Source organism: Ramlibacter sp. AN1133, from assembly GCF_037890035.1.
Classification (GTDB): domain Bacteria; phylum Pseudomonadota; class Gammaproteobacteria; order Burkholderiales; family Burkholderiaceae_C; genus Ramlibacter.
This window is the reverse complement of the sequence record NZ_JBBKTQ010000018.1, coordinates 55,668-75,777: the sequence shown is the minus strand read 5'-3', so window position 1 is coordinate 75,777 and position 20,110 is coordinate 55,668. Positions and strand designations below refer to the sequence as shown.

Here is a 20,110-nt window from a genome sequence, read left to right as displayed (position 1 = left end):
AATCAACGCCGGCAGGGGCCCGAACCCCCAAAGTAACGGAACAAACCCATTACGACAAGGCGGGGGTCACTTGAGCGCCATTCCTGTTCATCAATGCGACGTGGTCATCGTGGGGGGAGGCGGCGCGGGCTTGCGTGCCGCCATCGCGGTGGCCGAGAAGGATCCGGCACTGCGCATCGCGCTGGTCTCCAAGGTGTATCCGATGCGCAGCCACACGGTGGCGGCGGAGGGCGGCTCGGCCGCCGTGGTGCGACCGGACGACAGCCTGCAGCACCACTTCGACGACACCGTGCACGGCGGCGACTGGCTGTGCGACCAGGACGCGGTGGATTACTTCGTGGCCCACTGCACCGAGGAGATGGTGCAGCTGGAGCACTGGGGCTGCCCCTGGAGCCGCAAGGAAGACGGCCACATCAACACGCGCGCCTTCGGCGGCATGACGATCGAGCGCACGTGGTTCGCCGCCGACATGACCGGCTTCCACATGCTGCACACGCTGTTCCAGACCTCGCTGAAATATCCCAGCATCCAGCGGTTCGACGAGCACTTCTGCTGCGACCTGGTCGTGGAGGACGGCCGCGCGCAGGGCGTGCTGGCCATCGAGATCGCCACCGGCGACTTCCGCCTGATCGAGGCCAAGGCGGTGGTGATCGCCACCGGCGGCGCCGGCCGCGTGTTCCGCCAGAACACCAACGGCGGCATCGTCACCGGCGACGGCATGGCGCTGGCCTACCGGCACGGCGTGCCGCTGCGCGACATGGAGTTCATGCAGTACCACCCGACCTGCATGCCCGGCACCGGCCTGCTGTTCACCGAGGCGTGCCGCGGCGAAGGCGGCATCCTGACCAACAAGGACGGCTACCGCTACCTGCAGGACTACGGCCTCGGCCCGGCCGACCCGTGGCCGCGCAAGAAGGCGATGGAGCTCGGTCCGCGCGACCGCCTGTCGCAGAGCTTCTGGCACGAGGAGCGCAAGGGCCGCACGCTCGAGGGTCCGCACGGCACCTACGTCAACCTCGACCTGCGCCACCTGGGCCACGCCAAGCTGCGCGAGCGCCTGCCGCAGATCTGCGAGCTGGCCGAGGAGTTCATGGGCATCGACCCGGCCGACAGCCCGATCCCGGTGCGGCCCGCCGTGCACTACACCATGGGCGGCATCCCGACCAACGTGATGGGCGCCGCGCCGCTGCCCGGCCTGTTCGCCGCCGGCGAATGCGCCTCCAGCGGCATCCACGGCGCCAACCGGCTCGGCTCCAACTCGCTGGCTGAACTGTGCGTGTTCGGCAAGGTGGCGGGCGAATCGGCCGTGGCCTTCGCCAAGGGCCACTCCTTCGGCCACGAGGCCAACCTCAAGGCCCAGGCGGAGGAGGCGCGCGAGCGTGCCGTCTCGGTGCTGCAACGCAAGCACGGCACGGAGAAGGTGGCCGACATCCGCAACGGCATGGCCAAGGCGATGGAAGCCGGTTGCGGCATCTACCGCACCGGCCCCGAGATGCAGCAGGCGGTGCACGACATCGCGGTGCTCAAGCAGCGGGCCCAGCACATCAAGCTGCAGGACAAGGCGGAAGCCTGGAACACCGAATGGCTGGCCACGCTCGAACTGCAGTACCAGCTCGACGTCGCGCAGGCGATGGTGCACTCCGCGCTCGCCCGCGAGGAATCGCGCGGCGCGCACCAGCGGCTGGATGCCGGGTGCACCGAGCGCAACGATGACCGGTTCCTCAAGCACACGCTGGCCACCATCGGCGCGGACGGCGCGCCGGTCATCTCGTACAGCGACGTGGTCATCACCAGGTCGCAACCGGGCACGCGCGCCTACGGGGCGGCCGGCGAGGCCGCCGACAAGGCGGAAAAGGCCCAACAACAGTCCAAGGAGAAGCCAGGTGTCGTCGTTGCCTGAGACCCGCACCATCGTCGTCGAGGTGCTGCGCTACCAGCCTGACAAGGCGGAAGCGCCCTACGTGGAGAAGTTCGAGGTTCCGTTCACCGACGACATGTCCGTGCTGCAGGGGCTGCAGTACATCAAGGACAACTTCGACGGCTCGCTGACCTTCCGCTGGTCCTGCCGCATGGCCATCTGCGGCAGCTGCGGCGTGATGATCGACGGCGTGCCCAGCCTGGGCTGCAAGACCTTCATGCGCGACTACTACCCGAAAGGGTTCCGCATCGAGGCGCTGGCGCACTTCCCGATCGAGCGCGACCTGGTGGTCGACGCCACCGACTTCATCGACAAGCTGCCGCGCATCGAGCCCTGGATCGAGCCGCAGCTGAAGAAGCCCCTGTCGGAAGGCGAATACCTGCAGACGCCGGCGCAGCTGGAGAAGTTCGAGTCCTTCAGCCACTGCATCAACTGCATGCTGTGCTACGCGGCCTGCCCGCAGTACGGGCTCAACCAGGAATTCCTGGGCCCGGGCCTGACGGCGCTGGCGCATCGCTACAAGGTGGACTCGCGCGACGGCGAGCACGCCGGGCGCGACGAGCTGCTCCACTCGACCGAGGGCGTGTGGAACTGCACCGCGGTGGGCTACTGCTCCGAGGTGTGCCCGAAGCACGTGGACCCGGCCAACGCCGTGAACCAGAACAAGACCGCGAGCGCGCTGGGCTGGTTCTCCCGCATCATTCCCGGAGGGAGGCGCTGAGATGGCTGCACGAAGACCTTATGTGCGAAGCATGGACGGGTGGTGGACCCGCGTGCCGTTCTTCAAGATCTACATGGCCCGCGAGGTGACGGCCTTCTTCGTCGCCGTGTACGGACTGCTGCTGCTGGCGGGGCTGGTGCGGCTGTCGCAGGGGCCCGCCGCCTTCGCGCAGTGGCTCGAGCAGTTGCGCAGCGGCTGGTCCATCGCGCTGCACGTGGTGCTGCTGCTGGTGTTCGCGTACCACACCTACAGCTGGTTCGAGATCATGCCCAAGACGATGCCGCCGGTGGTCGTCGGCGGCAAGAAGCTGGCGCCGCAGACCATCACCAGCCTGGGGATCGCGGCCGCCGTGGCGGCCTCGGCCTTCGTCCTCCTGGTCGCCTGGGGGCTCGCACGATGAAACAGACCAACCTGAAGCACTCCAACCAGGCGCCCTTCTGGATGCTGTTCGGCGCCGGCGGCATGGTGTCGGCGCTGATCGGCGTGGCGCTGGTGTTGATCACGGGCCTGGCCGGGCCGCTGGGCCTGTTCGGCGCAGCGAACCCGATCGCCTACGACAACCTGCTGGCGTTCGCGCGCAACCCGCTGGGCGGCCTGTTCATCTTCGTGGTGATCGCGCTGTTCCTGTGGCATGCGGCGCACCGCATCTACCACACGCTGCACGATTTCGGCATCCACCTGAACGCGTTCTGGTGGCTGTGCTGCTACGGCGTGGCGGCGCTGGGAAGTATCGTGGCCCTGGTCTCCCTGCTACGGATCTAGGAGTCCGGGAGGCAGGGAAACGGGCCTGCGCCGGCAACTGCCACGCTCCAACCCTCTAGAACAGGGCGCTCCAGTCGCCCTGTCCGCCCAGCACGCCGCGCAGGCGCACCAGCGCCCGCCGGTGGACCTGCGAGATGCGCCCGCGCGTGAGCTGCAGGCTCGCCGCGATCTCCTCGAACGGGACTTCCTGCAGGTAGTGGCTGCGGATCACCGTGCGCTCCTGCGCGGGGAGGCCCTCGATGGCCAGCACGAGCCGCTCGCGCAACTGGCGCATCTCCGCGCTGCGGTAGAACGGCTGCGACACGGTGGCGCCGGCGTCGTCGACCATGCCGCTGCCTTCCAGCAGCCAGCACAGCGCCAGGCCGATCCCGGCCTCCGAGACGAACGCCAGCAACTGGTCCGCCGTCCGGGGCGTTCCCGTCTCCGCGCCGCTGCGCTCGCCGGCGAGCGCCTTCACGTCGGCCATCCGCTCGGCCCGCAGCCGCTGCCGCGCCGCGATCTGCTGCTGCTTTTCGGTGAAGCGCTCCAGGCCGTTGAGGATCGCGCCATGCATGCGGCGCGCCGCGAAGGTGCGGAATTGCACGCCGCGCGCCGGATCGAAGCGCTCCAGCGCCTCCAGCAAGCCCACCGAGGCGTACTGCAGGTAGTCCGCATACTCGATCTCGTCGTGGAAGCGGCGGGCATAGTACGTACCCGCTACCACTTTGGCATAACCCATGTGCAGGGCCAGCAGTTGTTCCCGCGCGGCGGCGTCCCCGCCCTGCCGCAGCTGCTGCCAGAGGATCGCTTCCTCTCCCAGGTGCGATGCGAGGGCTTCCATGGCGGGCTCAGTGGAAGGACCCCACGAGGGCCTTGAGGACCAGCGACCAGCCGTCCACGAGGACGAACATGAGCACCTTCAGCGGCAGGGCGATCGTCGTCGGCGGCATCATCATCATCCCCAGCGCCATCAGGACCGAGGACACGACGAGGTCGATCAGCAGGAAGGGCAGGAAGACGAGGAAGCCGATCTGGAAGGCCGCGCGCAGCTCGGACAGCATGAAGGCCGGAATGAGCTGCACGTTGCCGACGTCCTCGATTCCCTGCGGCATCTTCGCCTTGGACAACTCGATCATCAGCGCCAGGTCCTGCTCGCGGGTCTGGCGCACCATGAACTCCCGCAGCGGCGCCGTGCCCTTGCTGTACGCGGCCTCCATGCCGAGCGTGCCGTTCATGAAGGGCTGGAAGGCCTGCTCGTTGAGCGACTGCAGCACCGGGGACATGGTGAACAGGGTGAAGAACAGCGCCAGGCCGATCAGCACCGGATTCGGCGGCGTCTCCGGCATGCCGATCGCCTGCCGCAGCATGGACAGCACGATGATGAGCAGCGTGTACGTCTGCAGCGCCTGCGGCCAGGGCATCTTGTGCTGCAGGATGCCGATCACCAGGCCGCCGATGATGTTGATCAGGAGGATCAGGATGCCGGCGATGGCATCGCCCTTGACGAACTTGCTGGCGCCGTCCATTGCGCCGTAGAACCCCGCTTCCTTTTCGATCTGCCGGCGGCGGCGCTGCGCCTCCGCCTGGTCGATGAAGCCCATGTTGAGGTCCGCGTCGATGCTCATTTGCTGGCCCGGCATGCTGTCCAGCGTGAAGCGCGCCGCCACCTCGGAGACGCGCTGCGCGCCGCTGGTGACGACCACGTACTGCACGACCACCAGGATGAAGAACACGATCAGGCCGACGACGAAATTTCCGGCCACGACATGCGAGCCGATGGCCGCGATCACGCGCCCGGCGTCGCCCTCGGCGAGGATCAGGCGCGTCGCGGCGACGTTGAGCGACAGGCGGAACAGCGTCGCCAGCAGCAGCAGCGAGGGGAAGGTGGAGAAGTCCACCGGCCGGGCCATCGAGAACGTGAGCAGCAGCAGCAGGAAGGCGAAGCTGAAGTTCGCCAGGATCAGGAAGTCCAGCAGGCCGCGCGGGATGGGCAGGAACAGCACGAGCAGCACGCCGAGCAGCGCCAGCACCATCGCGACATCCGTGTGGCGGCCCAGGAAGCGGCTGATGGCGTTCATGCCGCGGCTCCTGCGCCGGCGCGGGCCTTCTGCTGGCGCGCGGCCAGCACCCAGACGATGATCCGCGCGACCTCCGCGTGGAAGGAGGCGGGGATGTCCTCGTCCAGCGGCGCTTCGCGGAACAGCCGCCGCGCGAGCGGCGGGTTCTGCACCACGACCACGCGATGGCGCGCGGCGATTTCCCGCATGGCCGCGGCGAGGTGGCCCGCGCCCTTGGCGACCACGCGTGGCGCCGGCATCTCGCCGTGCACGTAGCGCAGCGCCACGGCGAAGTGCGTCGGGTTGGTGAGCACGACGTCGGCGTCGCGCGTGTTCTTCAGCGACTGGCTGCGCCGCAGCATCTCGCGCCGCAACTCCCGCAGGCGGCCGCGGATGCGCGGATCGCCTTCGCGGTTGCGGTGTTCCTCCTTCAGTTCGCGCCGGCTCATCCGCATGCGGCGGGTGAACTCCCGGCGCGTGAAGGCGAGGTCCATGAGGCCGACGACCACCAGCGCCAGGGCCATCTTCCACGCCAGCGCGCCGGCGTCGGCCAGCAGCACCGCAACGAAGCCGGAGGGCGGCACGGCGGCCATCGCCGCGAAGCCGGGCAGCAGGCTGCGCAGCGCCAGCCACGCCACCGTGGCGAGCAGCGCCAGCTTGACGCAGGCGCGCGCCGCATCGAACAGCGTGCGCAGCGAGAAGATGCGGCGCCACCCCTGGGCCGGATGCAGCCGCGTGAAGTCGGGGCGCAGCGGCTCGAAGGAGAACACGACCCCCGTCTGGGCGACCGAACCCACCACCGCCGCGGCCAGCAGCGCCAGGAACAGCGGCCACAGGACCAGGGCGGCGCCGGCCGCCATTTCCTGCACCAGCGCCCACGCAGGGGGCTGCTGCGCGGCGTCGCCGGCGCGCAGCAGCGCCAGCCGCGCGATCCGCACCAGGGCCTGCCACGCTTCGAGGCCGCAGGCCGCTAGCCAGCCGGCCGCGGCCACGAACACGACGCAGCCCACCACCTCCGAGCTGCGGGGCGTCTGGCCCTTTTCGCGCGCCTTGTGCAGCTTGAAGGGCGTGGCGGCTTCGCTGCGATCGAGGTCCTGTTCCGCCATCAGCGTGCCCCCGTGGCCAGCCAGGCCATCCAGGTCCGGTAGATCGCGGCGTAGAGCCGGCCCGCGGGCGCGCCGAAGGTGCCGGCCCAGGCCCACAGCGACAGCAAGCCGGCGACGATCTTCACCGGCACGCCCAGCACCAGCATGTTCATCTGCGGCAGGTTGCGCGAGATCACGCCGAGGGCGAAGTCGACCAGCAGTAGCCCCAGCACGATGGGCGCCGCCAGCGCGAAGCCGAGCGCGAACAGCGCCGCCGCCTCCCGCGCGAGGGGCTCGGCGGCACCGGCGAGCGAGGCGGGCTGCCCCACCGGAAAGCGCTCCACGCTGTAGGCGATGCCGCGCAGCAGCGCGTGGTGGCCGTTCACGAGGAAGAAGAACACGGCCGCGAACAGGGCAAAGATGGACGACAGCACCGGCACGCGCGTGCGGGTGGTGGGATCGAACACCTGCGCGATGCCGAAGCCCACCTGCACGTCCACCAGCCGCCCGGCGAGCGCGAAGCCGGCGAAGGCCATGAGCACGCCGAGGCCGAGCGTGGCGCCGATCACCAGTTCCCGCAGCAGCCCCTGCAGGAGGACGCCGAAATCGTGCGGCGCGGGCGCGGCCGTGCCGGCGAAGGGCAGCGCGATGACGCAGGCGAAGCCCAGCGCCATCAGCACCCGCACCAGCAGCGGCAGCGCGGCGGCGTACAGCAGCGGGGTCATCAGCAGCAGCGCCGCGATGCGCGCGGACAGCAGCAGCACCGTGACGATCCAGCCGGCGCCCAGCGTCGAGACGATGGCGTTCATGGCGCGCGACTCAGAGCAGCGAGGGGATCTGCGACCAGAGCGAAACGGTGAAGCGGCACAGCGTGCGCAGCATCCACGGACCGAAGGCGACCACCGCGAGGCCCGCCGCGAGGAGCTTGGGCACGAAGCTGAGCGACATCTCCTGGATCTGCGTCACGACCTGCAGCACGCTCACGGCCAGGCCCACCAGCATCGTGATGCCCAGCACCGGCAGGCACACCATCAGCCCGGTCCAGAACAGATCGGCCGTCACCCTGATCGCGAGATCGCCCTGCATGACCACACCTCCCTGGTGCTTTCGTGAGGGCTGACTGTGCGGGAGGCGGCAGGCCGCGTTGAGTGCGGGATGTCACACGCGGCGGGCGCAATCGGCCCGGCACGATCGGAGGAGACGCAGCGCGCCGCGCGCTGCGGAATGCGCTACATGCCCGGCACTGCCTGCAGCAGGGCCAGCAGCGCGCCCACCATCACCGGCTTGACCAGGAAATGGTCGAAGCCGGCCAGCTCCGCGGCCTCGCGGTCGGTGGGCTGGTCCGATCCCGTCAGCGCCACCAGCTTCATCCGGCTGTCCGCCGCCTGCTGCCGGATGCGCGTGCAGGCGACCACGCCGCCCATGCGCGGCATGTGCAGGTCGAGGATCACGAAGGGCGGGCGCTCGCGCAGCGCCACCGCCACGCCATCGTCACCGTCGTAGGCCACCAGCGTGTCGAAGCCGAGCTGCTGCAGCACTTCGCACAGGCCGTCGGCGGTGTCACGGTGGTCGTCGACCACCAGCACGGTACGGCTGCTGGCGGGGTCGGCTGGTTCGGGCGTCATGGCGTGGCAAGTGCTGTCGGTGTCATCTGTTGCGGGCTGCGGCGGTATTTTGCCCAAAGGAGTCGCCGCTCCGGCGTCAGTGGCGGTCGACAGACAGGGCCGTCCGGGCGCTGCTCTAATCGGGGCAGGAACAAAGGACCCCATGACGCACCTGTTCGATCCCCTCCAGCTGGGCCCGCTGCGCCTGGCCAACCGCATCGTCGTCGCACCGATGTGCCAGTACTCCGCCGACGAGGGCAGCGCGACCGACTGGCACCTGGTGCATCTCGGGCACCTCGCCCTGTCGGGTGCCGGGCTGCTGATCATCGAGGCCACGGCCGTGTCCGCCGTCGGGCGCATCTCGCCGGACGACCTGGGCCTGTACTCGGATGCGAACGAGGCCGCGCTGGCGCGCGTGCTGGCGGCGGTGCGCAGGCATTCGGCGATCCCGGTGGCGATCCAGCTCTCGCACGCGGGACGCAAGGGCTCCAGCCACGCGCCGTGGGATGGCGGCGCGCAGATCCGCTCCGACGAGCCGCGCGGCTGGGTCACCGAGGCTCCATCGGCCGTCGCGCACTCTCCCGGCGAGCTGCCGCCGGTGGCACTCGACCGCGCCGGCCTGGCGCGCATCCGCGACGACTTCGCCCGCACCGCGGCGCGCGCCGCCCGGCTCGGCCTGGACGGCATCGAGCTGCACGCCGCGCACGGCTACCTGCTGCACCAGTTCCTGTCACCGCTGGCGAACCGGCGCGAGGACGAATACGGCGGCAGCCGCGAGAACCGCATGCGCTTCCCGCTCGAAGTGTTCGACGCGGTGCGCTCGGCCTTCCCGGCCGGCAAGCCGGTGTGGGCGCGGGTGTCGGCCACCGACTGGGTGCCGGGGGGCTGGGACGTGGAGGACACCATCGCCTTCTCGCACGCGCTCGCAGCGCGGGGCAGCGCGGCGGTCCATGTCTCCAGCGGGGGCGTGTCGCCGGCCCAGAAGATCGCGCTCGGCCCCGGCTACCAGGTGCCCTTCGCGCAGCGCGTGAAGGAGGCCGTCGGCCTGCCCACCATCGCGGTGGGCCTGATCACCGAAGCGGAACAGGCCGACGCGATCGTGCGCGGCGGCCGGTCCGACGCCGTGGCGCTGGCCCGCGCCATGCTGTACGACCCGCGCTGGCCCTGGCACGCGGCCGCGAAACTGGGTGCGCACGTGGTCGCGCCGAAGCAGTACTGGCGCTCGCAGCCGCGCGAACACAAGGACCTGTTCGCCGGCGCGCATTACGGGCAGCGCTGATCCCCAGGAGCGTGGGCGGCAGAGAGACGGGCCTGCGTTTCTCTGCCGCCCATGCTCCTAGCACAGCTCCATGACGGCGCTTCCCACAGCTTCCGTGGAGAACGTTGTGGACAACCGTGTGGAAGCCGGCGCCGGGCCGCGCCAGCACTGGCTCCGGACGGGGTGATGCAACAACAGGCAGGTGCCGGCCGAAGCTGACTGGCGGCTGGCGGCGCGTGCCGCCGCTGCAACAAGTCGCCTGCGCGACAGCCGTGCTTCAGCGCCTGAGCTTGTGCAGCAGGCCAGCGGTGGAGCCGTCGAGCCCTTCCGTATGGCCGGATTCGAGCCGCCTGGCGATCTCCGTCGCCAGCACCTTGCCCAGCTCCACCCCCCACTGGTCGAAGCTGTCGATGCCCCACACGCTGCCGCTGGTGAACACGCGGTGCTCGTGCAGGGCGATCAGTGCGCCCAGCGACTCGGGGGTGAGCGCGTCCAGCACGAAGAAGGTGCTCGGCCGGTTGCCCGGGAAGTTGCGGTGGCCGCCGGCGTCCGCGCGGCCCTGCATCAGCGCCTGCGCCTGCGCCAGCGCATTGGCCAGCAGCAGTTCCTGGTGCCCCGGAATGCCGTGCGCCGGGTCGCGCACGGCGATGAATTCCACCGGGACGCGGTCGCTGCCCTGGTGCAGCATCTGGAAGTAGGCGTGCTGCCCGTTCGTGCCCGCCTCGCCCCACAGCACCGGCGAGGTCGCGTAGGGCAGCGGCTGGCCCTGCGCATCCACGCTCTTGCCGTTGCTCTCCATCTCGAGCTGCTGCAGGTAGGCCGCAAAGCGCCGCAGCGCGCTGTGGTACGGCGCGATGCTGCGGCTGGCGAAACCGTGGAAGTCGCGGTACCACACGTCCAGCAGGCCCAGGCGCACCGGCAGGTTCCGCTCCAGCGGTTCGCGGCGGAAGTGCTGGTCCATCGCGTGGGCGCCGGCCAGGAACGCACCGAAGCGCTGCGCGCCGACGGCCATGGCCAGGGGCAGGCCGATCGCGGACCACAACGAATAGCGGCCGCCCACCCAGTCCCAGAACCCGAAGGTGGTGGTGATGCCGAACTGGCGCGCCGCCTCCACGTTGGTGGTGAGGGCGGCGAAGTGCCGCCCCACGTCGCTGCCGCCCTGCTGCTGGAACCAGACGCGGGCACTGCGCGCGTTGGTCATCGTCTCCAGGGTCGTGAACGTCTTGGAGGCGATCAGGAACAGCGTGCGATCGGGCCGCAGCTGCTGCAGCACGGCGTCGAGCTCGTGGGCGTCGATGTTGGAGACGAAGTGGAAGCGCTTGCCGCGGATGCGGAAGGCGTCCAGCGCCGCCACGGCCATCTGCGGCCCGAGGTCGGAGCCGCCGATGCCGATGTTGACCACGTCGGTGATCGCGGCGTCGGCGCGCACGTGCTCGGCGTAGGCGAGCATCGCCTCCAGCGTGTCGTGCACGGCCACCGAGTCCGGATCCTTCGCGTCGCGCGGTGCGCGCAGCAGCCAGTGCTTGACCGCGCGGTCCTCGGTGTTGTTGATGCGCTCGCCGGCGAACATCGCGTCGCGGTGCGCCTCGACGCCGCACTCGCGCGCCAGCGCGAACAGCGCCTGCTCGGTGGCGGCGTCGAGCAGGTTCTTCGACAGGTCGGCGAACACGTGCGGCGCCTGCTGGCTGAAACGCGCGAAGCGGTCGGCGTCCTGCGCGAACGCATCGCGCAGGTCGAACGCGGCGCCCGCGGTGCGGAAGCGCTCGTGCAGTTGCGCCCAGGCGGCCGTGCGGTCGCAGCGCTGGCGTGCGTCGGTCATCGCGTCCCTCCTCCAGGCATCAGGCCGCGAGGATCAGCTGTTCCAGCTTCGCCGCGTCCACGGCGAAGGTCCGGATGCCTTCGGCCAGCTTCTCGGTGGCCATGGCGTCCTCGTTGAGCGCCCAGCGGAACGACTTCTCGTCGTACTGCACGCGCTCGATGTCGGCGGCCCTGGCCTGCGCGGGGTCGAGCGCGCGCCGCAGCGGCTCGTTCGAGCCGGCGAGTTGCGCCAGCAGCTCGGGGCTGATGGTCAGCAGGTCGCAGCCCGCCAGCGCGAGGATCTGGCCCACGTTGCGGAAGCTCGCGCCCATCACTTCGGTGGCGATGCCGAAATGCTTGTAGTAGCTCCAGATCTGGCGCACCGACTGCACGCCGGGGTCGTTCGCGCCCGCGCTGCCGGCCTCGTCCCACGCCGAGCCCGCGCTCTTCTTGTACCAGTCGTAGATGCGGCCCACGAAGGGCGAGATCAGCTTCACCTTGGCCTGGCCGCAGGCCACCGCCTGGCAGAAGGAGAACAGCAGGGTCAGGTTGCACTGGATGCCCTGCCTCTGCAGCTGCGCGGCCGCCTGGATGCCTTCCCACGTGGAGGCGACCTTGATCAGCACGCGCTCGGCGGGAATGCCTTCGGCGCGGTACAGCGCGATGAGGCGCTCGCCCCGCGCGACGGTGGCGGCCGTGTCGAAGCTCAGGCGGGCATCGATCTCCGTCGAGACGCGGCCGGGGATGTGCTGCAGGATCTCGGTGCCGAAGCGCACCAGCAGGCGGTCGACGATCTCGTCGAGAGGTTCCCTGCGGTGCCGGCCCACCGTCTCGGCCAGCAGGTGCGCGTAGTCGGCCTTCTGCACCGCCTTGAGGATCAGCGAGGGATTGGTCGTCGCGTCCTTCGGGTGGTATTGCGCGAGCTGGCGGAAGTCGCCGGTGTCCGCCACGACCGTGGTGTACTGCTTGAGGGCATCCAGTTGGTTCATGCCCCGATTATCCGGCGCGGCCCCGCCGGGAGGCGCCGGAACCTAGGATGGCCGCACGATCGCCACCCCGTGGCTCGCCAGCTGCAGGCCCACGTCGCTGCCAATGCCGACCGCGCGCCCGACGTCCGGCGAGACGACGAACACGGGCCCCAGTTCGGTCTCGAAGGTGTACTCGTAGCTGCTGCCGAGATAGGACAGCTTGGCCAGCCGGCCGGCCAGCCCCTGCCCCGGCGGCACGAGCTGCCAGGCCTCCGGCCGCACGGCCACCTTCACCGCGCCGGCGCTCACGGACTGGCGCGGCACGATCCGCAGCGGCCCGAGCGTGACGATGCCTCGTGCATCCGCCTCGGCCGCGAACAGCGTCGCCTCCCCCATGAAGGCGGCCACGAATTCGCTGGCGGGCGCCTCGTACAGCTCCTGCGGGGTGCCGCGCTGCGCGATCGCGCCGTGGTCCATCACGATGATGTGGTCGCTCACGGCAAGCGCCTCGCCCTGGTCGTGGGTCACGTAGGCCACGGTGAGCTGCAGGCGCTGCTGCAGCGCGCGGATCTCCTCGCGCATCTCGCGCCGCAGCCGCGCGTCGAGGTTGGACAGCGGCTCGTCGAACAGCAGCACCTGCGGCTCGAGCACCAGCGCGCGGGCGAGCGCCACGCGCTGCTGCTGGCCGCCGGAGAGCTCGCTGGGCAGCCGCGCGTCGAAGTCCACCAGGCCCACGTTGTGCAATGCCTCGCGCGCGCGGCGCCGCGCCTCCTGCAGCGGCACGCCCGACATGCGCAGGCCGTAGCTCACGTTCTCCAGCACGTCCATGTGCGGGAACAGCGCGTAGCTCTGGAACATCATGCTCACGTTGCGCTGCGCCGGGCCGAGCCGCGTGACGTCGCGCCCGCCGATCAGGACCTCGCCCGCGCTGGGCGTCTCCAGGCCGGCGATGAGGCGCAGCGTCGTTGTCTTGCCACAGCCCGAGGGACCGAGGATGGTGGTGAGCGAGCCGCGCGGGATCTCGAAGCTGATGCCGTCCACCGCGGCCCGCGCGCTGGCGTCGGCCCCATAGCGCTTGCTGACGCCGCGGAATTCGATGCCGGCGCTCATGCCGCCGCTCCCGCCATGGGTTGCACCGCCGCGGCGGCGCGCCGGCCGAGGCGCCGTTCCCCCACCGCCCACTGGATGCCGGCCGTCACCACGCTCATCATCGCGATCAGGACGGTGCAGTACGCGAGCGCCACGCCATAGTCGCCGTTGCCGACGCGGCCGATGATGTAGGTGGTGGCCAGTTCGTTCTCCGCGGTGACCAGGAAGATCACGGCGGAGACGGTGGTGATGGCCCGCACGAAGCTGTAGACCAGTGCCGCGACGAGCGCGGGCTTGAGCAGCGGCAGCACGACGTGGCGCAGCGTCTGCAGGGTCGAGGCGCGCAGCATCAGCGAGGCCTCGTCGAGCGAAGGATCGACCTGGTGCAGGGCCGCCGTGCCCGCCCGCACCCCGACCGGCAGGTTGCGGAACACGAAGCACAGCACGATGATCAGCCCGGTGCCCGTGAGCTCGATCGGCGGCACGTTGAACGCCAGGATGTAGCTCACGCCCAGCACCGTGCCCGGAATGGCGAAGGCCAGCAGGGCGGAGAACTCGAACAGCCCCCGGCCGCGAAACCGCGTGCGGGCGAGCAGCCAGGCGATCAGCAGGCCCATCGCCGCGGTCACGGGCGCCGAGAGGGCCGCGAGCTTCACGGTGGTGAAGAACGAGTTCCACGCGGTGCCGGCCCACACCACGCCGAAGGCGCCCCACTCCAGCGCGAAGGCGGTGCGGAAGTGCGCCAGCGTGAGCGTGTAGTCGCGGCCCCAGGTCTGCACGAAGCCTCCGGCGAATGCGAACAGGTACACGAGCAGGGTGAAGGCGATCCACGGCAAGGCGACACCGTGCACCAGCCGCCGCACGTCCGGCGGCAAGGGCATGGGAACGCCGCCGTCGCCCTTGCCCCCCACGGTGGCGTAGCTGCGCCGGCCGAGCGCCCAGCGTTGCAGCGCGAACGCGCCCAGCGCGAACAGCGTCAGCAGCCATGCCAGGGCAGCGGCCCGGCCCTGGTCGTACTGCGCGCCGACGATGGCGAAGAAGATCTCCGTCGACAGCACCGAGAACTGCCCGCCCACGACGATCGGGTTGCCGAAGTCCGCCATGCTTTCGATGAAGCCGACCAGGAACGCGTTGGCGAGGCCGGGGCGCAGCAGCGGCAGCGTGACGGTGCGGAAGGTCTGCCGGGCGTCGGCCCGCAGCGTCTGCGCCGCTTCTTCCAGGCTGGGCGACACGCCCTGCACCACCCCGCGCACGGTCATGAAGGCGATCGGAGTGAAGGCGAAGGTCTGCGCGATCCACACCCCCAGCCAGCCGTAGAACCAGCGCGAAGGCTGCACGCCGAAGGCAGCCTCCAGCAACTGGTTCACGATGCCGGCGCGCCCGAACAGCAGGATCAGGCCGAGGCCCACCACGAAGGGCGGCGTGATGATCGGCAGCAGCGCCAGCACGTTCAGCGGCCGGGCGAGCCGGCGCGAGCCACGCTCCGCCATCAGGGCCATCAGCGTGCCGAGCAGCGTGGTGCTCGCCGCCGTCGCGAGGCCGAGGAACAGGGTGTTCCAGGCCACGCCGCAGCGCACCCCGCCGCCCAGGCACTGCAGGCCCCAGTTGCGCTCGCTCGCGAGGCGGCCCGCGAAGGCGGTCAGGGCCACGCGGCCGTCCTCGCCGAGGAAGGCGCCGGCCAGCGCCTTGAGCACCGGGAACACGATGAACAAGGCCAGCAGCGCCCCGCAGGTGAGCACCGCGGCGGCGACGAACAGGTCGCCGCGGAACAGCCCGCGCCGCGCGAGCCCGCAGGCGCCGAGCACCACGAGGGAGACGAGGGCGATCGCCGCGCCCCAGCCCATGCCGAACTGCTGCAGCGCCAGTGCGCCGAACGTCGTCTCGAGCAGCGCGAAGTTCCAGCCCTTGGCGCCGATGGCGAAGCCGCTCGCCAGCAGCGCCAGCGCGCCGCCGAAGCCGCCCGCCGCGAGGAGGCCGCCCTGCCGGCCACCGGGCGGCAGCAAGGTGGCGGCGCCGCACAGCAGCAGGCCCGCGAGGCCGGCCAGCAACCACGGCCGGCCGAACACCAGGGCCTGCAGCAGCCCGTTCGCGCTCGCCTGCTCGCCCCAGGTGCGGCCGAACGCGAGCAGCCCGTTCGCATCCTGCAGCGCGTACCAGGGCAACAGCAGGTACCCCAGCAGGCCGGCCGCCACCCACGCCCACACCGGTGCGTCGGGCTTCCTCAGGAGGCTACGCGTCACCGCGGCAGCGCGTTCACTTCCTTTTCCCAGCGCGCGATCAGGCGCCTGCGCTCCGCGCTGGCACCGTACTTCGCGTAGTCGTAGTTGATGAATCGGATCCTGCGGAAGTCCGGCACGCGCGCATCCACCCTGGCGGCCTTGTTGCTCGGAAGCTGGAAGGACTTCGCCGCCGCGGCCATCTCCTGCGCGGGCGGCGTCAAGGCCCATTCGTAGAACTTCTTCGCGGCCTCGAGGTTGCGTGCGCCCTTGATGATGCTCATGGAACCGATCTCGGCGCCGGTGCCGTCCGCCGGCGTGATCGTCTCGACGGGGAAGCCCTGCATCTTCTCGCCCGGGCCGTCGTGCACGAAGCTGATCGACAGGGCCGTCTCGCCGCGGGCCACCGCCTTGATCGGGGCCGTGCCGGAGCGCGGATAGGTGCCGACGTTGCGGTGCAGCCCCTTCAAGTAGTCGAAGGCCTTGTCCTCGCCCATCAGCTGCACCAGCGTGGCGATCATCGTGTAGGCGGTGCCGCTGGAGGCGGGATTGGCCACCTGCACCTCGCCCTTGTATTCGGGCTTGAGCAGGTCGCCCCAGGTCCTGGGTACCGGCAGCTTCTTCTTCGCCAGCAGCTCGGGGTTGTAGCCGAAGCCCAGCGGCCCCGAGTAGATGCCGACGGTGCGCCAGTTCGACTGTTTCGCCTGCTGCTGCGCCCACTCGTGCAGCTGCGGCAGCGAAGGCGAGCGGTATTCGAGGGTGAGGCCCTGCTCGGCGGCCTGCAGGTGCGGATCACCGGTGCCGCCGAACCAGATGTCGGTCTTGGGGTTGTCCTTCTCCGCGATGAGCTGCGCCAGCGCTTCGCCGGAGCCCTTCATGGCCATGTTCACGCGCACGCCCGTCGTGCGCGCATACACGGTGGAGATCATGTTGCACCACTCGGCCTGCACGGAGCAGATCACGTTGACCTGCCCCTGGGCGGCGGCAACCGAAGCGCCGGTGGCCAGGACCAGGCCGAAACAGAACGTGCGCATTGCTTCTCCTCGTAACGAAATTACAACGATTCCTGCTGCGGGGCCTGGCTTGGCGCGACGCGCCTCCCACCCGCGTTCTGAAACTAAGTTACAGTATCCCGACCCCGTCAAGCAACAACAACGCCATGAGCTTCGACCTCGTTCTCTTCGGCGGTACCGGCGACCTCGCGTGGCGCAAGATCATGCCGGCACTGTTCCAGGCCTTCCGCCACGGCACGCTGCCCGAGGGTGGCCGCATTATCGGCATTGCGCGCGACGACTTGAGCGATGCGCAGTATCGCGAGCTGATCCGCTCCCGCTTCGCGGACGTGGACCTGGCCAAGCGGCCGAGCCCGGAGGAATTCGAGCGCTTTGCCGGACTGCTGCACTTCCTGCGGCTGGACTTGTCGCAGCCGCAGGACTACGCGCGGCTCGCGCAGATGTTGCGCGAACGCCATGCCGAAACGGTGGTGATGTACCTGGCCACCGCTCCGGACCTGTTCACCAAGGTGGTCCAGCAGCTCGCCGCCGCCGGCCTGAACCGGCCGAACACGCGGCTGGTGCTGGAGAAGCCGCTGGGCCACGACCTCGCCTCCAACCGCGAGATCAACGAGGTGGTGCGCAGCGTGCTGAGCGAGCGGCAGATCTTCCGCATCGACCATTACCTGGGCAAGCCGGCGGTGCAGAACCTGTTCGCGATGCGCTTCGGCAATGCCCTGTTCGAACCGGTCTGGCGGCGCGAGCACGTGTCGAACGTGCAGATCACGATCGCGGAAGACCTGGGCGTGGAAAAGCGCGGCGCCTTCTACGACAAGACCGGCGCCCTGCGCGACATGGTGCAGAACCACGCGCTGCAGCTGCTGTGCGCCCTGGCGATGGAGCCGCCGATCAGCGCGCACGCCGATGCGATCCGCGACGAGAAGCTCAAGGTGCTGCGCTCGCTCAAGGGCTGGACGCCCGAGGCGCTGGACCAGCACGTGGTCCGCGGGCAGTACGCGGCCGGCAGCGTCAACGGCCAGCCGGTCAAGGGCTACCGCGAGGAGCCGGGCGTAGCCCCGGAAAGCCAGACCGAGACCTTCGTGGCCCTGCGCGCGGAGATCGCGAGCTGGCGCTGGGCCGGCGTGCCCTTCTACATCCGCACCGGCAAGCGGCTGGCTTCGCGCGAGGCGCACATCGTGGTGAACTTCCGCGAGACGCCGCATGCGATCTTCAGCGCCCCGCCCGGCAGCGCCAACCGGCTGGTGATCAACCTGCAGCCGCGCGACGGCCTCGAGCTGCACCTGCTGGCGCAGGGGCAGGAGAACCGGCGCAACGGCCAGGTGCTGGCGCCGGTGCAACTGGACCTGGATTTCGCCAAGCGCTTCGGCTCCGAGCGCGTGGGCGCCTACGAGCGGCTGCTGCTGGACGTGATCGCCGGGCGCCTGAACCTGTTCGTGCGCAGCGACGAGCAGGAGGCGGCCTGGCGCTGGGTCGAGCCGGTCCTCGAACACTGGCGTGCCGACGAACGCGGGCCGCGGCCGTACAACGCGGGAACGTGGGGACCGAGCGCCTCCAGCGCGATGATCGCCCGCGACGGCTTCTGCTGGAGCGAGGAATGCTAGCCCCCACGCCGGCCACTGCGGCGAGGTGCGCGTGCTAGACCGCATCCGCGCGTCCATGTCTTCGCTGGCACCGGCGGAGCAGCGCGTCGCGCGGCTCGTGCTCGTGGACCCGCGCGCGTTCGCGAACCTGCCGGTGAGCGAGCTTGCGTTCCGCGCGCACGTGAGCAAGCCCACGGTGGTGCGCTTCTGTCGCAGCATGGGCTACGACGGCCTGTCGGACTTCAAGCTGAAACTGGTGGGCAGCGTCAGCGAAGGCGTGCCCTTCATCCACCGCAGCGTGGACGCGGACGACAAGACCGGCGACGTGCTGGTGAAGGTGATCGACAACGCCGTGGCGGCCTTCCTGAAGTACCGCAACGATGCATCCACCTTCGCCATCGAGAAGGCAGCGCAGGCGCTGGCCGCCACGCACGGCACGCGCGGACGCATCGAGTTCTACGGCGTCGGCAACTCCGGCGTCGTGGCCCTGGATGCGCAGCACAAGTTCTTCCGCCTCGGCGTGAACACCATCTCGTACAGCGACGGGCACATGCAGGTCATGAGCGCGACGCTGCTGGGGCCCGGGGATTGCGTGGTCGTGATCTCCAACTCCGGCCGCACGCGCGACCTGATGGATGCCTGCGACATCGCGCGGCGCAACGGCGCCACCACGATCGTGATCACCGCGACGGGTTCGCCCCTGTCCACGGCCGGTCAGATCCACCTCGCTGCGGACCATCCGGAGGGCTACGACCGCTACAGCCCGATGGTGTCGCGCCTGCTGCACCTGATGATCATCGACGTGCTGGCGACGACGGTGGCGCTGCGGATCGGGGGCGGGCGGCTGCAGCCCTTGCTGCGCGAGATGAAGAACAACCTGCGGTCGAAGCGGTACGCGTGAAGCAAGCGCCGGGGTTCGTTTCGCTCACCGCCAGCCTGCGCAATCCGCGCCCGGCGCTTTCGTAGGCTGGCGGTGAGCGAAGCGAACCCCAGCGTTCAGATCCGCCCCTCCTCCACCGCGTGGCAGGCCACGCGCACCCCACGAAGCTCCAGCAGTGCCGGCCGCTCCGCCCGGCACCTCTCGTTCGCATGCGGGCAGCGCGGGTTGAACGCGCACCCCGTCGGCGGGTCCAGCGGATTCGGCACCTCCCCCTGCACCGGCGTGCGCGCGCGCCCGGTGTCGTGCATCTTCGGGATCGCATCCAGCAGCATGCGCGTGTAGGGATGCTGCGGGTTGGCGAACAGCTGCTGCTTGGGCGCGAGCTCCACCAGCCGGCCGAGGTACATCACGCCGACCTCGTCGCTCACGTGGCGCACCACGGCCAGGTTGTGCGAGATGAAGAGATAGGTCAGCCCCAGCCGCCGCTGCAGGTCCTTCATGATGTTGAGGACCTGCGCCTGCACGCTCACGTCCAGCGCCGACGTGGGCTCGTCGCACACCAGGAACTCGGGGTTCGTCGCCAGCGCGCGGGCAATCGAGATGCGTTGCCGCTGCCCGCCGGAGAACTGGTGCGGGTACTTGGTCACGTCCTGCACGCCCAGGCCGACCGAGGACAGCAGTTCGGCCACGCGCTCGCGCACGGCGGCGGCACCGGTGACCAGACCATGCTCCTTCAGCGGCTCCGCGACGATGTCCTCCACCCGCCAGCGCGGATTCAGGCTGGCATAGGGGTCCTGGAAGATCATCTGGATGCGCCGGCGCAGCTTGCGGCCCTCGGGCGTGCGGAAGGCCGCGTGGGCATCCTGGCCGTCGAAGGTGAAGCTGCCGCGCGTGGGCGCATACAGGCCCACGAGCAGGCGCGCGACCGTGCTCTTGCCGCAGCCGGATTCGCCGACGAGTGCGAGGGTGCGACCCTTGCCGATCGCGAAGCTCACGCCGTCGACGGCGTGCAGCAGCAGGCGCGGCTTGCGTTCGATGACGCGATTGAGCCACGGGGGGGAGACGTCGAAGGTCTTGGCGAGGTCAGTGGCCTGGACGAGGGGGGCGTTGGTGGTGGCGGGCGTGCCCCTCACCCCAGCCCTCTCCCCAGGGGAGAGAGGGAGCGAACCCCCAGGGAGAGAGT

19 protein-coding genes are annotated in these 20,110 nt (G+C 70.1%); 7 read left to right on the top strand and 12 right to left on the bottom strand.

From position 1 onward, the window contains the following. Positions 1-70 precede the first annotated feature (70 nt). The 4 genes from frdA to frdD are packed head-to-tail and all read left to right on the top strand — an operon-like array spanning position 71 to position 3,401. Positions 71-1,900, top strand: coding sequence for a fumarate reductase (quinol) flavoprotein subunit (gene frdA, locus WG923_RS21690; RefSeq protein WP_340353084.1), 1,830 nt, complete (start codon positions 71-73; stop codon positions 1,898-1,900). Beyond that, positions 1,884-2,639, top strand: coding sequence for a succinate dehydrogenase/fumarate reductase iron-sulfur subunit (locus WG923_RS21685; protein ID WP_340353083.1), 756 nt, complete (start codon positions 1,884-1,886; stop codon positions 2,637-2,639). Before frdA ends, WG923_RS21685 begins: the two co-directional genes overlap by 17 nt. A gap of 1 nt (position 2,640) precedes the next feature. Next, positions 2,641-3,039 (top strand): fumarate reductase subunit C, encoded by a 399-nt coding sequence (locus tag WG923_RS21680; protein WP_340353082.1) that lies wholly within the window; start codon positions 2,641-2,643, stop codon positions 3,037-3,039. After that, complete coding sequence (gene frdD, locus WG923_RS21675; RefSeq protein WP_340353081.1) at positions 3,036-3,401, top strand: fumarate reductase subunit FrdD; 366 nt, start codon at positions 3,036-3,038, stop codon at positions 3,399-3,401. Before WG923_RS21680 ends, frdD begins: the two co-directional genes overlap by 4 nt. Positions 3,402-3,456: 55 nt before the next feature. Here the strand turns inward: frdD and WG923_RS21670 are convergent, their stop codons facing one another. From WG923_RS21670 to WG923_RS21645, 6 genes are all read right to left on the bottom strand, one after another. Continuing rightward, on the bottom strand, positions 3,457-4,221 hold the full coding sequence (locus WG923_RS21670) for a sigma-70 family RNA polymerase sigma factor (RefSeq protein ID WP_340353080.1): 765 nt from the start codon (positions 4,219-4,221) through the stop codon (positions 3,457-3,459). 7 nt (positions 4,222-4,228) lie between these two features. Beyond that, positions 4,229-5,458, bottom strand: a complete 1,230-nt coding sequence (gene fliP / locus WG923_RS21665) for a flagellar type III secretion system pore protein FliP (protein ID WP_340353079.1) — start codon at positions 5,456-5,458, stop codon at positions 4,229-4,231. Next, positions 5,455-6,543: an EscU/YscU/HrcU family type III secretion system export apparatus switch protein gene (locus WG923_RS21660; RefSeq protein ID WP_340353078.1), complete on the bottom strand. Its 1,089-nt coding sequence runs from the start codon at positions 6,541-6,543 to the stop codon at positions 5,455-5,457. Before WG923_RS21660 ends, fliP begins: the two co-directional genes overlap by 4 nt. Further along, positions 6,543-7,331: a flagellar biosynthetic protein FliR gene (locus WG923_RS21655; protein WP_340353077.1), complete on the bottom strand. Its 789-nt coding sequence runs from the start codon at positions 7,329-7,331 to the stop codon at positions 6,543-6,545. Before WG923_RS21655 ends, WG923_RS21660 begins: the two co-directional genes overlap by 1 nt. A gap of 10 nt (positions 7,332-7,341) precedes the next feature. Continuing rightward, the gene (locus WG923_RS21650; protein ID WP_340353076.1) at positions 7,342-7,608 is read right to left on the bottom strand and encodes a flagellar biosynthetic protein FliQ; all 267 of its coding nucleotides are present in this window, start codon (positions 7,606-7,608) and stop codon (positions 7,342-7,344) included. 143 nt (positions 7,609-7,751) lie between these two features. Beyond that, positions 7,752-8,147, bottom strand: a complete 396-nt coding sequence (locus WG923_RS21645) for a response regulator (RefSeq protein ID WP_340353075.1) — start codon at positions 8,145-8,147, stop codon at positions 7,752-7,754. A 142-nt stretch (positions 8,148-8,289) separates the two neighbouring features. On the opposite strand from WG923_RS21645, the gene WG923_RS21640 reads away from it, so the two are divergent. Further along, positions 8,290-9,405 carry an NADH:flavin oxidoreductase/NADH oxidase gene (locus WG923_RS21640; RefSeq protein WP_340353074.1) on the top strand — a complete coding sequence of 372 codons (1,116 nt, stop codon included), beginning with the start codon at positions 8,290-8,292 and terminating at the stop codon, positions 9,403-9,405. A 256-nt stretch (positions 9,406-9,661) separates the two neighbouring features. On the opposite strand, the gene pgi is transcribed toward WG923_RS21640, so the two are convergent. The 5 genes from pgi to WG923_RS21615 are packed head-to-tail and all read right to left on the bottom strand — an operon-like array spanning position 9,662 to position 16,488. Next, the gene (gene pgi / locus WG923_RS21635) at positions 9,662-11,203 is read right to left on the bottom strand and encodes a glucose-6-phosphate isomerase (RefSeq protein WP_340353073.1); all 1,542 of its coding nucleotides are present in this window, start codon (positions 11,201-11,203) and stop codon (positions 9,662-9,664) included. Positions 11,204-11,222: 19 nt separating this feature from the next. After that, the gene (gene tal / locus WG923_RS21630; protein WP_340353072.1) at positions 11,223-12,170 is read right to left on the bottom strand and encodes a transaldolase; all 948 of its coding nucleotides are present in this window, start codon (positions 12,168-12,170) and stop codon (positions 11,223-11,225) included. Between the two features lie 42 nt (positions 12,171-12,212). Further along, entirely contained in the window at positions 12,213-13,259 is a 1,047-nt protein-coding gene (locus WG923_RS21625; RefSeq protein ID WP_340353071.1) for an ABC transporter ATP-binding protein, read from the bottom strand. Next, positions 13,256-15,478 carry an ABC transporter permease gene (locus WG923_RS21620; protein ID WP_340353070.1) on the bottom strand — a complete coding sequence of 741 codons (2,223 nt, stop codon included), beginning with the start codon at positions 15,476-15,478 and terminating at the stop codon, positions 13,256-13,258. The genes WG923_RS21625 and WG923_RS21620 overlap by 4 nt, the downstream gene beginning before the upstream one ends. Continuing rightward, positions 15,475-16,488, bottom strand: coding sequence for an ABC transporter substrate-binding protein (locus WG923_RS21615; protein ID WP_340353069.1), 1,014 nt, complete (start codon positions 16,486-16,488; stop codon positions 15,475-15,477). The genes WG923_RS21620 and WG923_RS21615 overlap by 4 nt, the downstream gene beginning before the upstream one ends. A gap of 125 nt (positions 16,489-16,613) precedes the next feature. On the opposite strand from WG923_RS21615, the gene zwf reads away from it, so the two are divergent. Together zwf and WG923_RS21605 are read left to right on the top strand one after the other, a co-directional pair. After that, positions 16,614-18,068: a glucose-6-phosphate dehydrogenase gene (zwf, locus tag WG923_RS21610; protein ID WP_340353068.1), complete on the top strand. Its 1,455-nt coding sequence runs from the start codon at positions 16,614-16,616 to the stop codon at positions 18,066-18,068. 31 nt (positions 18,069-18,099) lie between these two features. Further along, a complete protein-coding gene (locus tag WG923_RS21605; RefSeq protein ID WP_340353067.1) occupies positions 18,100-18,948 on the top strand; it encodes a MurR/RpiR family transcriptional regulator in 849 nt (282 codons plus the stop codon). 95 nt (positions 18,949-19,043) lie between these two features. Here WG923_RS21605 and WG923_RS21600 read toward each other — a convergent pair whose 3' ends face one another. Beyond that, complete coding sequence (locus WG923_RS21600; protein WP_340353066.1) at positions 19,044-20,060, bottom strand: ABC transporter ATP-binding protein; 1,017 nt, start codon at positions 20,058-20,060, stop codon at positions 19,044-19,046. Between the last annotated feature and the right edge of the window lie 50 nt (positions 20,061-20,110).

Coding starts and splice junctions, on each gene's coding strand:
- WG923_RS21640 (WP_340353074.1), top strand. CDS start 8,290: ATGACGCACCTGTTCGATCCCCTCCAGCTGGGCCCGCTGCGCCTGGCC.
- WG923_RS21680 (WP_340353082.1), top strand. CDS start 2,641: ATGGCTGCACGAAGACCTTATGTGCGAAGCATGGACGGGTGGTGGACC.
- WG923_RS21625 (WP_340353071.1), bottom strand. CDS start 13,259: ATGAGCGCCGGCATCGAATTCCGCGGCGTCAGCAAGCGCTATGGGGCC.
- fliP (WP_340353079.1), bottom strand. CDS start 5,458: ATGAACGCCATCAGCCGCTTCCTGGGCCGCCACACGGATGTCGCGATG.
- WG923_RS21645 (WP_340353075.1), bottom strand. CDS start 8,147: ATGACGCCCGAACCAGCCGACCCCGCCAGCAGCCGTACCGTGCTGGTG.
- WG923_RS21660 (WP_340353078.1), bottom strand. CDS start 6,543: ATGGCGGAACAGGACCTCGATCGCAGCGAAGCCGCCACGCCCTTCAAG.
- WG923_RS21655 (WP_340353077.1), bottom strand. CDS start 7,331: ATGAACGCCATCGTCTCGACGCTGGGCGCCGGCTGGATCGTCACGGTG.
- pgi (WP_340353073.1), bottom strand. CDS start 11,203: ATGACCGACGCACGCCAGCGCTGCGACCGCACGGCCGCCTGGGCGCAA.
- tal (WP_340353072.1), bottom strand. CDS start 12,170: ATGAACCAACTGGATGCCCTCAAGCAGTACACCACGGTCGTGGCGGAC.
- zwf (WP_340353068.1), top strand. CDS start 16,614: ATGAGCTTCGACCTCGTTCTCTTCGGCGGTACCGGCGACCTCGCGTGG.
- WG923_RS21615 (WP_340353069.1), bottom strand. CDS start 16,488: ATGCGCACGTTCTGTTTCGGCCTGGTCCTGGCCACCGGCGCTTCGGTT.
- WG923_RS21650 (WP_340353076.1), bottom strand. CDS start 7,608: ATGCAGGGCGATCTCGCGATCAGGGTGACGGCCGATCTGTTCTGGACC.
- frdD (WP_340353081.1), top strand. CDS start 3,036: ATGAAACAGACCAACCTGAAGCACTCCAACCAGGCGCCCTTCTGGATG.
- WG923_RS21670 (WP_340353080.1), bottom strand. CDS start 4,221: ATGGAAGCCCTCGCATCGCACCTGGGAGAGGAAGCGATCCTCTGGCAG.